Here is a 13,548-nt window from a genome sequence, read left to right as displayed (position 1 = left end):
AAACCCCGGTTCGACTGGATCACAGCGTATGGGACGTCCGAACCATTTCCACCACGGGCAAAGGGCCTAACGGCTCACCGGGAAGCAGATTCAGCACCTTCTGGGGCATGCTCCGGTACAGCAGCCGGACCTGAATTTCCGATCCTTTTTCCAGGGCCCGGTCCAGAGTGATCATTTCTTTTGCCTGTCCTTTTGCCGGAATCCGGTTGTCATGAAGCACTTCTCTGGCCTTGGCCAGGTTGAGAACCGGATTGCCTTTGCCGTCCCCGAACACCGTTCTGTAAATCAACGTATTTTCAGGCAGTTCCTTTTTGTCATCCAGAATCCCGGTTTCAAAAATCCGGGTCCCGTTCTTGTCCTGGATAATGACTTCCAGCCACATCTGGCGCATGTCCGCCAGACCCGTGGGCAGGGAATGGCCGGCCCCGGTATTGGAAACAATGATGCCCAGCTGATTTTTGTCCAGATTCGACAGATCCAGATCCAGGTTGGCTGCATGCTGCAAGCGCGCCTTTGCCATATCCGGTTTCTCCGAATCTCCGAAAGATGCCGGCACGCCGGAATTGGCCCCCACAAAATAATGGGTGAAGATATGGGGTCTTTCCATGCTGTAATCTGCGGCAGATCCCGGGTTTTCAGGCCGTTCCGTGGTGGCGGTGGCCGGCACGCCGGGCCGCTGGTACATATGACACCCCTGGCAGGTGATACGTTCATCCGGATCATCTGAATTATACGGGCTGTTTTTCCATTCCGTGTACGTGGTTTCCAGATCCGTGCCAAACGTCACATGTTTGACATCATGGCAGGTGCCGCAGAATTCAGCACTCTCATGCAGGGGGGAATAGGCCGCCTCGTGAAAATCAGGTTCTGCATCGTCAAACGGCCCGTGTTTGATACCGGGATCATCTTCCCCATACCCGGGTTCCAGCACCAGCCCGTTGTTAAACATTTTCTGCACATCCACGGCGGAATGACAGTAATCACACTGAATGCCATGGGCAGCGATAGCAGGAGTCTTTGACAGATCATCAGACAGTTTTTCCGGAAATCCGGTGATCACGCCCACCGGGGTGTGGCATTTCACGCACGATTCCGCCTCGTCGATCTCTGCCTGGTCGAAAAGCCCCTGGCGCAGAAAATTGGCCACCCGGTTATATACCGGGTCCTTGTGGGCCAGGTTGTGCATGGAATTGGACCATTGCTCAAAAATCTCATAATGACACCCGGCACAGGTTTCCGGATCAATAAACCGGTCCAGGTCCAATGTCTGGGTCGGATTAGACAACGCAACAGCCCCCCACCCGAGGACTGCCGGGACAATCGCTAAAATCACCGCTTTGAAAATGGTGTTGTGGTTGCAGACCTGTTTTTTCATGATTTTGTTCCTTGTTTTACCAGTCCTTTGGGGAATTGTTTCACTTCACCGTCCCGGGTCAGAATCATCCAGTCACCATTTTTTTCCAGGGCCGCCACCAGGCAGTCCACATCAGTACCATCACTGAGGGTGATTTTGCAGGCACCGGAATCATCCGGGGTGTCCACCCGGTCAAACTGCTTATCCCGGGCCATGGTCTTAAACAATTCCGTTCCTTTTTCAATGGCAAGGATCCGGTCATACGCGGCCGGATCCTTGCGTTTAATTTCCCGGCGCAGGTCCTGAACCTGCTGCTTTTTTTCGGCAATGGTCTGCATGACCTTTTCCATTTCCTCTTTTTGGTCGGATGGGATGGAAAAAAGAATGTGTTTGTGCAGTTCCATATCCGTTTCAATATACGAGATTTTCTTTAACAGATTTTCAACCTGGGAGTGCATGCGGTTCCTTATATTGTAAAAATTATTTTTTCAACCCGGCCCCCGGCCGGTCATTCTTCTTGACTCAGGAGGGGCAAAGATTTCCTTCCCGGGCCGCTTTTTCATTGCCCTGGATAATCCATTCCATCAGGCGTTTCAACCAGTTTTTTTTCTTTTCTTTTTCAGACATGAGGTATCACCTTGTAGATGAGCAGTAAATGCCCTTTTTCTATTTCTTTGCAGGTTTCATATGCCAAAGACAGATCCAAAGACGTATTGAACAAAGACAGCCCCTGGCCGAACACGGCCGGTACCAGCGTCAAATGGATCTGAGTGATGAGATTTTCTTTGGCAAACAAAGAGTTGATGACCGATCCGCCGATCAGGGCGGCCTGCTCAAACCCCTGGCGCTTCAGATCCGCCAGTATCTGTGCCGGTGCCTGATCGATGAACACCAGGGACGAATCATCACTTTTCCGGGTTTTGTCCCTGGTCAAGACAATGTTTTTTCTTCCCGGCAAAGGATGGCCGATGGTGTCAAAGGTTTTGGATCCCATGATCACCACCCCGGCGTTCCGGGTGATCTTTACAAAATACTGCTTGTCTTTACTTCCGGTCCAGTTGACCAGTTCCATCTGATTTCTGGCGATTTTACCGTCCACGGTCATGGCCATGAGCAGAATCACTTCCATGGGTTTCTCCATGATATCAGTCTGCCTGTGTATCCGGCCAGGGCCGTTCAGATTCTTCCACCTGATAACAGAACCGGGACCAGGAAAACTCTTTGCCCGACAGGGGACAACGCAGGGTGACCTTGTGATCGGTCACATGGATCACTTCCCAGTCTCCGGACCGGGGAGAATCTTCGATACGGATTTTCTGTCCGACTTTAAAGGGATACCCCTTGAACACGGTGACATTTTCCAGCATATGATACCTTCCCTTTCTATTTATCGATATTGAACGGCCGGGTCATGGCAGAGGGGTTCACCAATTGCCGGAATTCGTCTTTGGTCAGATACCCCAGATCGCAGGCAGCCTGCTCCAGGGTGATCCCTTGGGCGTGGGCTTTTTTGGCGATCACGGCGGCCTTGTCATATCCGAATTCCGGGGCCAGGGCCGTGACCAGCATCAATGAATTTTCCAGATGGGCCTGAATGGTTTTCTGATTGGGCAAAAGCCCCCGGATACAGTTTTTGGTGAACGAATCTGCGGCATCCCCCAACAGCCGGGCTGACTGCAGGAAATTGTAAATGATCACCGGCTTGAACACATTGAGCTCAAAATGTCCGGATGCTCCGGCCACGGACAGGGTCGTATCATTGCCCATCACCTGGGCGCACACCATGGTCAGGGCTTCGGCCTGGGTCGGGTTCACCTTGCCGGGCATGATGGAGGACCCCGGTTCATTGGCCGGCAGCTGAAGCTCGCCGATGCCGCACCGGGGGCCGGACCCCAGCATCCGGATGTCATTGGCGATTTTCATGAGGCTCACGGCCACGGTTTTAAGTGCCCCGTGACAGGCCACCAGATCGTCATGGGCTGCCAGGACCGCAAATTTGTTGGGGGCCGGGACAAACGGGTGTCCTGTGAATTTTGCCAGCATCTTTGTCATTTTCACATCAAACCCTTCCGGGGAATTCAGGCCGGTGCCCAGGACCGTGCCGCCGATGGCCAGGCGAGCCAGCAGAGGCAGGTGATCCGTCAGCACCCGGATATCCTGTTCCACCATGGCCGCATATCCGGAAAATTCCTGGCCCAGGGTCAACGGCACCGCATCCATGAAATGGGTCCGGCCGATTTTAACAATCGCTTCCCATTCCCGGCTCTTTTGGGCCAGTTCCCGGTAAAGGGCTTTCAGGGCCGGCATCGTGGTCGTGACCAGCAGATCATAGGCTGCCATGTGCATGGCTGTGGGAAACGCGTCATTGGAGGACTGGGATTTATTGACATCATCATTGGGATGCAGCTTTTGCCCGGACAGTTTCCGGGCCCGGCCGGCAATGACTTCGTTGACGTTCATGTTGGTCTGGGTTCCGGACCCGGTCTGCCATACTTTTAACGGAAAATGACCGTCCAGATCTCCCTTAATGATCTCATCGCACACCTGCGCGATGATCCGAACCTTGTCATCCGGCAGCAACCCGAAACTTCCGTTTACCAGGGCTGCCGCTTTTTTCAGATATCCAAACGCCCGGATCACCGGAATGGGCATGGTTTCATCACCGATGTTGAAATTTTCAAAAGCCCGCTGGGTTTGTGCCCCCCAACACACGTTTTCAGGGACATGGATCTCTCCCATGAAGTCAGTTTCAGTGCGTGCCGTCATCAGATCTCCTAAAAATGGGGGTAAACAGATGTCAAAACATACCATCTGAACCGGGAGAGTGTCAATGAGGATGCGATCTCTACCTTCTTTCACAAAAATACTTGGAAATCAAAAAACATCATGGTAATAAAAAAATATGGTAAAAGACCGATTCAAACATTTTTTATATCAGCGGGTCATCCCCCAGGCCGGGCTGATGCTGGTGAAACTGCTGAATCTTACCTTCCGGATCCGGTTGATGGATCAGGACAAGGAGCAAACCGCCATCGACAAACATGTCGGGGTGATCTATGCGTCCTGGCATCAGCGTTTTTTTCCGGGGATCGCGTTTTTTTCCACCCGGAAACCCATCACCATTATCATCAGCAAAAGCCTGGACGGAGAAATGATTTCAAGAGTGGTCAAAGCCCTGGGCTGGCATCCGGTGCGGGGATCCTCATCCCGGGGCGGGAAAGAGGCCCTCAAAGAGATCAAACAACTGGGGAAAATCGGCTACAGGGTCGGCCATATTGTTGACGGTCCCACAGGCCCTTTCGGTGTGGTCAAACCCGGGTTGATCCGCATTGCCCAGTTCACGGGCATGCCCATCATCCCCACCATCACCTCGGCCCGGCACCGATGGGTGTTCAACTCCTGGGACCGGTTCATGATACCCAAACCCTTTTCCCGGGTGATCATCCGGTTCGGAAAACCCATTTATGTACCCGAAGAACTGAATGCCCAAGCCTTTGAAACCCAGCGGCTGGCCGTGGAACAGGTCATGACCCGTCTGTATGCGGATACGGACCGGATCTGGAACGATCCCGCCCGGATCAAAACCCTGTTTGACTGAATCCGGCTAGGGCTGCTTTCTTGCTTTGAACCGGACGGCATACACCGCTGCCAGCACCAGAAAATTCACTGCAAAAAACAATGGAAACCAGAAAAACGTATCCACGAACACCTGGTTTTCAATGGTTTCCGCAGACAGGCCCGCCGCCGGATCCACCCCGGCTTTGGCCAGTTTCAACACCAGGGCGTAGGCCACCCCCAGCAACCCGTAGGAAACATTGTAGGACAACCCCTTGAAGCTCAGCACCGTGGCCCGCTGCCGGGAATCGGTTTCCCGGTTGATGTAGAAGCTGACAAAAAAACCGGTGAAATTCATGGCGGCAAAGGTTACCAGAGCCGGCACGATTCCCACCCAGTGCCAGAACCCGTTCATGGCAGCAAGCCCTGCCACGGCCAGGCCCGCCGTAATCAAAAGCGCTGTCTGGGGAGACCGGTTTTCTGCAATCTGCCGGGCGATTTTCGGCACCACCACCCCCATAAGCGCCACCACCGACCCCATGATGCCGAACAGGGATTCCGGAATGCCGATCATCCGGTAGTACTGGCTGGACAGGGTGATGACCATGCGGATGGTGCCGTCCAGCAGCATGCCGAACAGCATCACCCACAGGACAAACGGGGTTTTCATGATCCAGATGCCGGCGTTCAGGGTCACGGCCAGGGTTTGTTTCACGGACCGTTCCGAGGACGCTGCTGCCGCCTGTTCCGGCTCCGTCATCTTCAGGGTGCTCACAAATGCCAGCAGGGCCAGCACAAAGGTCAGGTACAACGGAAACCGCATGGTCACCTCTTGAGTCGGTGTGACACCCAGGCCCATCAGATCCGCCAGCCGGCCCATGAGATTAGGATCATACACCACAGCCCCGACGGTCATGGCGATGACAAACCCGATGGCCTGATACCGCATGAGTACCTCCAGGACCCGGCCCCACTGGTCGGCCATGCCCGCCTCATTCAGGCTGTCATAGGCCAGGGCCTCGTCCGCACCGCTGGCCGCCGCCTCTGCCAGGCCGCTGAGCACCCGGTTCACCAGGAACACGGAAAAAATCAGCACCGGATCGATCCGGGGCATGAAACTGATGATACCGATTTCAAAAATCATCACGCCGGCGGCAAAGTTCAACAGCCGCTTTCTGCCGATGATGTCGGCCACCGCACCGGACGGCACCTCCGCCAGTACGATGGTGGCGGCCCAGACCGCATTGAGCACCGAAAACTGGGCCACGGTCAGGCCGAAATCCAGAAACAGAATGGTGAACACCGGATAGTAGAACCGGGAATTGAAAAAGACCCGGAATGCGATGAACCACCGGATATTGGGGATATCAAACGCGGTTTTCGATCGGTCGGCCATAAAATTCCTTTCATTTTCAGTCCAGGGATCAGCAGTTTAGCTGTCTAAGTTATCATACGCGGGCCGTCAAGTCACGGATCAACGGATTGGCAGCGAAAAAAAGCTCTCCACTTGAGAATCAGGCAACGCTCCGGTATGATGATTAAAAAAACGACTTCAAAACAATGGACAAACACAATAAGGAACTATCATGAAACGATTCCTGACAGGCATGGCCATGAGCATTGTCTGGCTCATTTTCCTCTGGGTCCCTTCGATTTCCCAGGCAAAAGAATACACAATACAGGGCCGCACCATGGGCACGTTTTATACGGTCAAGCTGGTGTCATCCCAAAAACAGTCCATGGATCTGTGGCAGAAACAGATCGACACCCGGCTGGCACAGGTCAATGCCGGGCTGTCCATGTATGATCCGGACAGTGACCTGTCCCGGTTCAACCAAACAGAGCCCGGCCGGTCCTTCCGGCTGTCCCATGATTTCGCCCGGGTCATGGACACGGCCAGAACCGTGTTCACCTTGACGGACGGGGCCTGGGACGGCACGGTCAAACCCCTGGTGGATCTGTGGGGGTTCGGGACCCGGCAGCCTACCGACTCCCTGCCGGAACCGGGTGCTATCACCGCGGCCGTCGCGTTGACCGGATTTCATCACCTGGTGTTTGAAAACAACCATGTAAAAAAGACAAAATCCGGCATCACCCTGGATTTAGGCTCCATTGCCAAGGGATACGGCGTGGATGCCATTGCCGGGGTCCTGACCCGGGCCGGGATTGATAACTTTCTGGTGGAGATCGGGGGCGAGCTCTACGGCTCAGGAAAGAACCGCCATAAAAAACCCTGGTCCGTGGGCATTACCCATCCGTTGAAAACCGGGGCTGATGCCGGCTTTTACAAAGTGGTGAATCTGGAAAACCGGGCCATTGCCACCAGCGGAGATTACCGCAATTTTTTTAAATTTGGGGGCAAAACCTACTCCCACATCATTGATCCCAAAACCGGATATCCCGTGGACAACCAGGTGGTGAGCGCGTCGGTCATTGCCTGCACCTGCACCTTTGCCGATGCCCTGGCTACAGCCTTCATGGTGATGGCCCCGGAGGACAGCCTGGCCCTGGCGGACTCCCTGGAAAATGTGGAATGCCTGATCATTCAGAAAACCCCGGACGGCTTCAGAGAGATCGCATCCCAAGGTTTTCACACCTTTGTCCAGTGATCCGTCTATCCGCAAACCGGATTTTCAGGCCGGGTTCTTCGGCTGATATTTTTTCCCCTGAAAGGTATCCCGGTGTGCCAGGGCCTGCTGGATCAGGTTGAAAGTTTCCCGGTATCTCCCGGCCCATGCCGGGGCCCGCAGCTCGCTGCCATGGGGATCGCCTGTGATCCGCTGAATCACCATCTGTTCGGGCAAAAGCGCCAGAAAATCACACACGGTTTCCACATATTCCCTCTGTGTCATGGGCTGATACTTTCCCGCCAGAAACAGACGGTCCAGCGGCGTGTCTTTGATCACATACAGCAGGTGGATCTTGACCCCGTGAATACCGGAGTCCGCCAGATACCGGGCCGTGTCCAGCATCATGTCCCGGGTTTCTCCGGGCAGCCCCAGAATCACGTGGGCACAGATTTGGATGCCTTTTCCCCGGGTCATGGCCACGGCGTTTTCAAAATCTTTCAGCGTGTGCCCCCGGTTGATAAACGCCAGCGTGGTGTCATGAATCGACTGAAGCCCATATTCCAGCCACACCAGATATTTTTGCGCATAAGACCCGATCAGATCCAGCTTTCGTTCATCCACACAGTCCGGCCGGGTGCCCACGGCCATGCCCACCACCCCCTCGCAGGAAAACGCGGCATCATACATCGCCCGCATAATTTCAACCGAGGTGTAGGTATTGGTAAACGACTGAAAATAAGCCAGAAATTTCTTTGCCTTGTATTTTTTCATCATGGGAATCTTGCCGGCCTCGATCTGCTCCCTGATACCCATACCCCGGGCAAAGGCCCCGGTACCGGACCCCTTGGCATTGCAGTAGATACAGCCTTTGCTCGACAGCGTGCCGTCCCGGTTGGGACAGGTGAGCCCGGCATCCACGGCAATTTTTTGAACCCGCTCGCCGAACATACCCCGCAGATAGCTGTTATAGTCGGTGTACCGCTTTGATCGATCCATGATCAAGATCCTGTTGCGTGAAATGTTTAACTGTTTGAATAATTTTTGTTGGGATGATGTAATCAGGAACGCTTTTCAATGTATTCTTTCCGGCAAATTGTCCCCGCTTTTCCCATGGCCTGGCAAGCTTCACCTGCTCCCAGCGGTTTAACAGCACCTTGGCAGAAACAATCAATAATATCAGGTTTTAGATTGCAATGGTATCCGAAATTTTTCAGGGCCTTGATAAATCACGCAATTGTATCTGAAAAGAAGATAACGGGCAGGCACTTTTTTCATAATTGTATATTTTTGTTCTGGAAAAACTGCTCCCGAATATCGGCTTGCACAGCGGAGCCTCCGGAGGGGATTGGTTGACTCCCGGCCGGAGAACATGTCGGAAGAAAGCACTTGCATTCCCGGACCATGGCAAGGTATGAAAGAACCGTCTGCGGTAGACAACGATATGAAACTGCTGGAAAATCCGAACATTGAGGAGTATTATGAAAACCTTTCGAAAAGAACTGTGGTTCAATGTCCCGTCCCGGCGGGCGTTCATCAATATCACCCCGGATGTGCAACAGTGCATCGACGAGAGCGGAATCAAGGAGGGACTGGTCCTTGTGAATGCCATGCACATTACCGCCTCGGTGTTCATCAACGATGACGAACCAGGGCTGCACCATGACTATGACCTGTGGCTGGAAAAACTGGCCCCCCATGAACCGGTATCCGGCTACCGGCACAATGTCGGGGAAGACAATGCCGATGCCCACATGAAGCGGCAGATCATGGGCCGGGAAAGCGTGATCGCCGTCACAGACGGAAAACTGGATTTCGGCACCTGGGAACGGATTTTCTACGGGGAGTTTGACGGCCGGAGAAAAAAACGGGTCCTGGTCAAAATCATCGGGGAATAACGCCCGTTCTGTCTTTTTGCTTGACAATGAACAGAAAATATAATTGTATGCCAAACAACTCACTTTTCAAGTGTATCTTGCCCCAACAGGTTGTTTGAAGGATGATTGAATTATGCGAAACAGGTTATGCCTGATACCAGGTTTGAAATACATATTCAGGGTGTGCGGGTGTTGTGTTTTTATTGTTGTTTTATGTCTCACACACATGACAGCCAGCGGTTTTGCCCAGGAAAAAAAAATCACCAATCATCTGGGCATGACTTTCATCCGTGTGGAACCCGGTACTTTTCAAATGGGAAGCCCTGAGACTGAAACCGACCGGAAAACCAATGAAAAACATCACCCGGTCAAAATCACCGAACCTTTTTACCTTCAGGAAACCGAAGTCACTCTGGAACAATGGCAGGATATTATGGGAAAGGCGTTTCTTCTGAAAAAAAAAGGAGGCCCCCGGACCCCGGTGACCCGGGTGTCTTTTTATGACTGCCAGAAATTCATCAGAAAATTGAACCAAACAGATACCGCCCGATACCGGCTTCCTTCGGAGAAAGAATGGGAGTATGCCTGCCGGGCCGGAACCACCACGGCTTACAGCTGGGGGAACGACCCGGACTGCGCCCTGGCCATGTATGCCAATACCCCGAAACGACACGGAGAATGCAGTTCATATTACCGATCCATGGGACTGCCGGTCAACAGTCCGGCCCCGGTCGCTTCATTTCCGCCCAACCCATGGGGGTTTTACGACATGCACGGCAATGTATGGGAATGGTGCCAGGATGAATATACGGATGATATCAGGGCTCCCGGCGTCAATACCTATGATCTGTTTTCCACCAGACCCCGGGTTCGCAGAGGCGGTAGCTGGTACCTGTACGGCAGATATATGCGCAGTGCCAACCGCACCTATGCCCATCCCGGTGCCAGGTTTCAGACAACCGGGTTCCGACTGGTTCTTGAGGTGGATTGATGCGGGCAAAACTCTTAAGTTTCCTGAAAATCTATGAAGAAGAGATCAGCCTGTTTCTATGGACGGCAGCCCTTCTTTTTATTATCCGGAGTTCAGGCATTATCCTGAACAATTATGCGGAAACCGCTTTTCTGAAAAGATACGGTGTGGAATTCATGCCGGTGGTCAACATGATCAATGCCGTGGCCACATTCTTCATCACCGGTTTTCTGACCGTCTTTTTAAGCAAGACCTCCGGGGCCAGGCTGTTATACTATATTTTCATTTTTTCCGGAATCATCGTCACGGTCATCCGTCTGCTCATTCCTTTCGGCATTGAGCTGCTGTATCCGTTGCTGTTCATGCTCAAAAGCCAGTTTGAACTTTTGCAGGCATTGCTGTTCTGGAACATGTGCAACGATCTTTTCAATACCCGCCAGTCCAAACGACTGTTCCCGCTTCTCACCGCCGGCGGGGTGATCGGGCTGATCCTGGGCAGTTTCGGCACCCCTTATTTTGCAGGCCTTTTCAGCTTGGACAACCTGTTATACCTGTATCTGGTCACCACCATCATGGGGGCGCTGCTGATAAAAGCCATGGGACGAAGCTACGCCACGTTGATTTACACGGAAAAAACAGGGAAAAACGCCAAGAAAAAACCACCCATGATGGAAGAAATCAAACGGATCTATCCGCTGGTCAAAGATTCCATTCTGGTCAAAATCGTCCTGGTCCTGACATTCATGCCGAACGTGGTCATCCCCATCATGAACTATCAGTTCAATTATGCCGTCAATGAGCAGTTTGCCTCAGAAAGTGCCATGATTCATTTTTTCGGTTATTTCAGAGGCAGTCTGTACATCGTCAGTCTGTTCATTCTTTTGTTCGTGGGCCGGATATACGGCAAATGGGGATTGCCGGTGGCACTCATGTTTCATCCCTTCAACTATATGCTGGCATTTTTCGCCTTTTTGTTCAGATTTGACGTGTTTTCGGCCATGTATGCCAGAATGTCCACCAATATTATCCGCACGACCATTAACATGCCGGCCAACAGCATTCTCATCGGCCTGTTTCCCGAATCCTACCGGAACATGATCCGGCCTTTTCTGCGGGGGACAGTGGTAAGGATCGCATTGTTCACGGGCTCGACATTGATTTTGCTGTCAACCCCGTTATTTCATCCCCGGTATCTGACCCTGGTGGCCCTGCCGTTCATGATTGCCTGGGTGGTGGCCCCGTTTGTGCTCAAATCCAATTACTCGAAAATTCTGCTGGACCTGATTTCCAACAACATGCTGGATATCAAAAGCATGGATCAAAAAGAACTGGGCCAGATCTTCAACCAGGAAAAAACCCTGTCCAGCCTGGAAACTTCTTTTCTGTCAGCCCGGGGAAAAGATGCCGTCTGGTATGCAAAACTGTTGAAAAATTTTTCGCCCGACAGGCTGGATCAGATGATTATCAAGAACCTGGAAAACCAGGATGAGGCCACTCAGGTGGCACTCATTAAAATGATCACGCCAGAATCCGGACCCCGGGCCGCCAAAGAATTGATCCCTTTGATGTCTTTGAAACGACCCGAGACGACCATTGCCATACTCAAACTCATCAACCAGCACGGCATGGACACAAGTGATTATCCGGTCATATCCGAATTGGTTGCCAGCGAACATCCCGTGATTAAAGGATTTGCCGGGGCCTGTATTCACAGCGACCGTTCAGAAGATCTTCAGCAGCTCATTGCCGACTGGCTGACTGAAAAAGATCCGGCATCCTGTCAGGCCGGCATTATCTGTGCCGGCCTGAGCCGCAGTCAAAAATGGATCCCTGAACTCAAAGACATGCTCAATATCCCTGGAATCGACCCGGTCATTCCGGATATCATCATCGCTTTATCCCGGCTTCAAGCCGATGAGATCAATGCGGTGGCACTGCATTATCTGTCCCATGACCGGGCAGATGTCCGCAGGGCAGCACTGGACGCTTTGGCCATTGTTGATGACGACACCCTGCTGAAAACCATTCATCTGATGGGTGATCCATCAGATGAAATTCATGAATTTGCCAAGGATAAAATCAGGACTGCCGACCATCAGAATCCCCGGTTGCTGGTGGAATCATTGGGCCTGCCGTCCACCCGGATACGCAAAGGGCTTTTCAATCTGCTGGATACGCTGGACATTAAAGAATTTGATGTGTTGATCTTTGCCAAAAAGAACCTGGCGAAATCCTATGAATACCTGGCCATGGCTGCATCTCTGGAAAACCTGCCCCAGGGACCCATGCGGGACCTGGCAATATCGCACCTGGTGGAAAGAAAAGAACTGATTTTGGAAAACATTGTCCGGGTTTTGGCGATCCATGATCAAACCGGCCGAATGCGGACCGCCTGGCAGGGAATTTTTTCCGCAGACGCGCGGCAACGGGCCAATGCCATTGAGCTGCTCAATGATATTCTGGACAGAAAAACCTTCAACACCATGCTGCCGTTGCTGGAAAGTCCCAATACCACAGTCGCTCTGGCTGACGGTAGAAAACTGGTAAAAATTCCCGGATTTTCATCCGATGGCAAACAAGCGGCATCTGAACTGCTGTCTTCCCCGGACTGGGTGGATGTGATTCTGGGACTGGGACTGATCGGGGAAATCCATGACCTGCAACCGGCATCGGATTGTATCCAGGACCTGGAACAATCCGAGAACCCGCATATTTCAAAGGAAGTCCAAATGATCCTGCAAAAAAAGAAATCAACGCAAGATACCGAAGTTTCGGCCAAATTGTCGCTAGGAGAAAAGATACTTCTTCTAAAGGAAATCGACATCTTTTCAGGGTTGACAGCTTCGGAGCTGGCCGCCATTTCATCGGTGACCGAAGAAACCGAATTTGCCGAAGACCAGGAAGTCATCAAGCAGAACAGCATTGGTGAAACCGTATATCTGATCATTGAAGGCCGGGTGTCGGTGATCATGGAAAAAGAAAACGGAAACCAGGCAGAAATTGATCAGATGGATTCCGGTGCCGCTTTCGGAGAAATGGCATTGATCGATAATTCACCCAGATCCGCGACCATTCGAACCATCACCCCCTGCCGGTTTTTGACCTTGCATAAACAGGAATTCAAGGAAACCGCCATGGAATTTCCACGCATCGCCCTGCAGATCTGTTCGGTTTTAAGCCAGCGCATCCGGCATCTGCATTCCCTGGTTCAGGAAAAACAATGAT

At 52.4% G+C, this 13,548-nt stretch carries 12 protein-coding genes; 5 read left to right on the top strand and 7 right to left on the bottom strand.

Annotated elements, in window-relative coordinates:
* Nucleotides 1–19: 19 nt before the first annotated feature.
* The 5 genes from K365_RS0105440 to fumC form a co-directional block, all read right to left on the bottom strand.
* Nucleotides 20–1,375: a multiheme c-type cytochrome gene (locus tag K365_RS0105440; RefSeq protein ID WP_006963568.1), complete on the bottom strand. Its 1,356-nt coding sequence runs from the start codon at nucleotides 1,373–1,375 to the stop codon at nucleotides 20–22.
* Nucleotides 1,372–1,812, bottom strand: coding sequence for a hypothetical protein (locus K365_RS0105435; protein ID WP_024333826.1), 441 nt, complete (start codon nucleotides 1,810–1,812; stop codon nucleotides 1,372–1,374). The genes K365_RS0105440 and K365_RS0105435 overlap by 4 nt, the downstream gene beginning before the upstream one ends.
* Nucleotides 1,813–1,973: 161 nt before the next feature.
* On the bottom strand, nucleotides 1,974–2,483 hold the full coding sequence (locus K365_RS0105425; RefSeq protein WP_024333825.1) for a dihydrofolate reductase family protein: 510 nt from the start codon (nucleotides 2,481–2,483) through the stop codon (nucleotides 1,974–1,976).
* Between the two features lie 16 nt (nucleotides 2,484–2,499).
* Nucleotides 2,500–2,721 carry a hypothetical protein gene (locus K365_RS0105420; RefSeq protein WP_006963580.1) on the bottom strand — a complete coding sequence of 74 codons (222 nt, stop codon included), beginning with the start codon at nucleotides 2,719–2,721 and terminating at the stop codon, nucleotides 2,500–2,502.
* 16 nt (nucleotides 2,722–2,737) lie between these two features.
* Entirely contained in the window at nucleotides 2,738–4,120 is a 1,383-nt protein-coding gene (gene fumC, locus K365_RS0105415) for a class II fumarate hydratase (RefSeq protein WP_024333824.1), read from the bottom strand.
* Between the two features lie 136 nt (nucleotides 4,121–4,256).
* On the opposite strand from fumC, the gene K365_RS0105410 reads away from it, so the two are divergent.
* Nucleotides 4,257–4,952 (top strand): lysophospholipid acyltransferase family protein, encoded by a 696-nt coding sequence (locus tag K365_RS0105410; RefSeq protein WP_024333823.1) that lies wholly within the window; start codon nucleotides 4,257–4,259, stop codon nucleotides 4,950–4,952.
* Nucleotides 4,953–4,958: 6 nt separating this feature from the next.
* On the opposite strand, the gene K365_RS0105405 is transcribed toward K365_RS0105410, so the two are convergent.
* Entirely contained in the window at nucleotides 4,959–6,305 is a 1,347-nt protein-coding gene (locus K365_RS0105405) for an MFS transporter (RefSeq protein WP_024333822.1), read from the bottom strand.
* Nucleotides 6,306–6,495: 190 nt separating this feature from the next.
* Between K365_RS0105405 and K365_RS0105400 the strand changes: the two genes are divergently transcribed.
* The gene (locus K365_RS0105400; protein WP_006963586.1) at nucleotides 6,496–7,518 is read left to right on the top strand and encodes an FAD:protein FMN transferase; all 1,023 of its coding nucleotides are present in this window, start codon (nucleotides 6,496–6,498) and stop codon (nucleotides 7,516–7,518) included.
* A gap of 24 nt (nucleotides 7,519–7,542) precedes the next feature.
* Here K365_RS0105400 and mnmL read toward each other — a convergent pair whose 3' ends face one another.
* Nucleotides 7,543–8,475: a tRNA modification radical SAM protein MnmL/YtqA gene (gene mnmL, locus K365_RS0105395; RefSeq protein WP_024333821.1), complete on the bottom strand. Its 933-nt coding sequence runs from the start codon at nucleotides 8,473–8,475 to the stop codon at nucleotides 7,543–7,545.
* 482 nt (nucleotides 8,476–8,957) lie between these two features.
* Here mnmL and K365_RS0105390 point away from each other — a divergent pair, with 482 nt between their 5' ends.
* From K365_RS0105390 to K365_RS0105380, 3 genes are all read left to right on the top strand, one after another.
* Nucleotides 8,958–9,374, top strand: a complete 417-nt coding sequence (locus tag K365_RS0105390) for a secondary thiamine-phosphate synthase enzyme YjbQ (RefSeq protein ID WP_024333820.1) — start codon at nucleotides 8,958–8,960, stop codon at nucleotides 9,372–9,374.
* Nucleotides 9,375–9,579: 205 nt separating this feature from the next.
* Nucleotides 9,580–10,344 (top strand): formylglycine-generating enzyme family protein, encoded by a 765-nt coding sequence (locus tag K365_RS0105385; protein ID WP_024333819.1) that lies wholly within the window; start codon nucleotides 9,580–9,582, stop codon nucleotides 10,342–10,344.
* On the top strand, nucleotides 10,344–13,547 hold the full coding sequence (locus K365_RS0105380; RefSeq protein WP_024333818.1) for an Npt1/Npt2 family nucleotide transporter: 3,204 nt from the start codon (nucleotides 10,344–10,346) through the stop codon (nucleotides 13,545–13,547). The genes K365_RS0105385 and K365_RS0105380 overlap by 1 nt, the downstream gene beginning before the upstream one ends.
* Nucleotide 13,548: the final 1 nt, after the last annotated feature.

It is taken from the genome of Desulfotignum balticum DSM 7044 (genome assembly GCF_000421285.1).
Taxonomy (GTDB): Bacteria; Desulfobacterota; Desulfobacteria; order Desulfobacterales; family Desulfobacteraceae; genus Desulfotignum; species Desulfotignum balticum.
Note: the sequence above shows the minus strand (reverse complement) of the source record. Positions and strands in the feature narration are given on the sequence as shown.

Excerpts from the sequence above, each read along its gene's own strand:
- fumC (WP_024333824.1), bottom strand. The coding sequence starts at position 4,120 with ATGACGGCACGCACTGAAACTGACTTCATGGGAGAGATCCATGTCCCT.
- K365_RS0105420 (WP_006963580.1), bottom strand. The coding sequence starts at position 2,721 with ATGCTGGAAAATGTCACCGTGTTCAAGGGGTATCCCTTTAAAGTCGGA.
- K365_RS0105405 (WP_024333822.1), bottom strand. The coding sequence starts at position 6,305 with ATGGCCGACCGATCGAAAACCGCGTTTGATATCCCCAATATCCGGTGG.
- K365_RS0105385 (WP_024333819.1), top strand. The coding sequence starts at position 9,580 with ATGACAGCCAGCGGTTTTGCCCAGGAAAAAAAAATCACCAATCATCTG.
- K365_RS0105380 (WP_024333818.1), top strand. The coding sequence starts at position 10,344 with ATGCGGGCAAAACTCTTAAGTTTCCTGAAAATCTATGAAGAAGAGATC.
- K365_RS0105390 (WP_024333820.1), top strand. The coding sequence starts at position 8,958 with ATGAAAACCTTTCGAAAAGAACTGTGGTTCAATGTCCCGTCCCGGCGG.
- mnmL (WP_024333821.1), bottom strand. The coding sequence starts at position 8,475 with ATGGATCGATCAAAGCGGTACACCGACTATAACAGCTATCTGCGGGGT.
- K365_RS0105425 (WP_024333825.1), bottom strand. The coding sequence starts at position 2,483 with ATGGAAGTGATTCTGCTCATGGCCATGACCGTGGACGGTAAAATCGCC.
- K365_RS0105435 (WP_024333826.1), bottom strand. The coding sequence starts at position 1,812 with ATGCACTCCCAGGTTGAAAATCTGTTAAAGAAAATCTCGTATATTGAA.
- K365_RS0105440 (WP_006963568.1), bottom strand. The coding sequence starts at position 1,375 with ATGAAAAAACAGGTCTGCAACCACAACACCATTTTCAAAGCGGTGATT.
- K365_RS0105410 (WP_024333823.1), top strand. The coding sequence starts at position 4,257 with ATGGTAAAAGACCGATTCAAACATTTTTTATATCAGCGGGTCATCCCC.
- K365_RS0105400 (WP_006963586.1), top strand. The coding sequence starts at position 6,496 with ATGAAACGATTCCTGACAGGCATGGCCATGAGCATTGTCTGGCTCATT.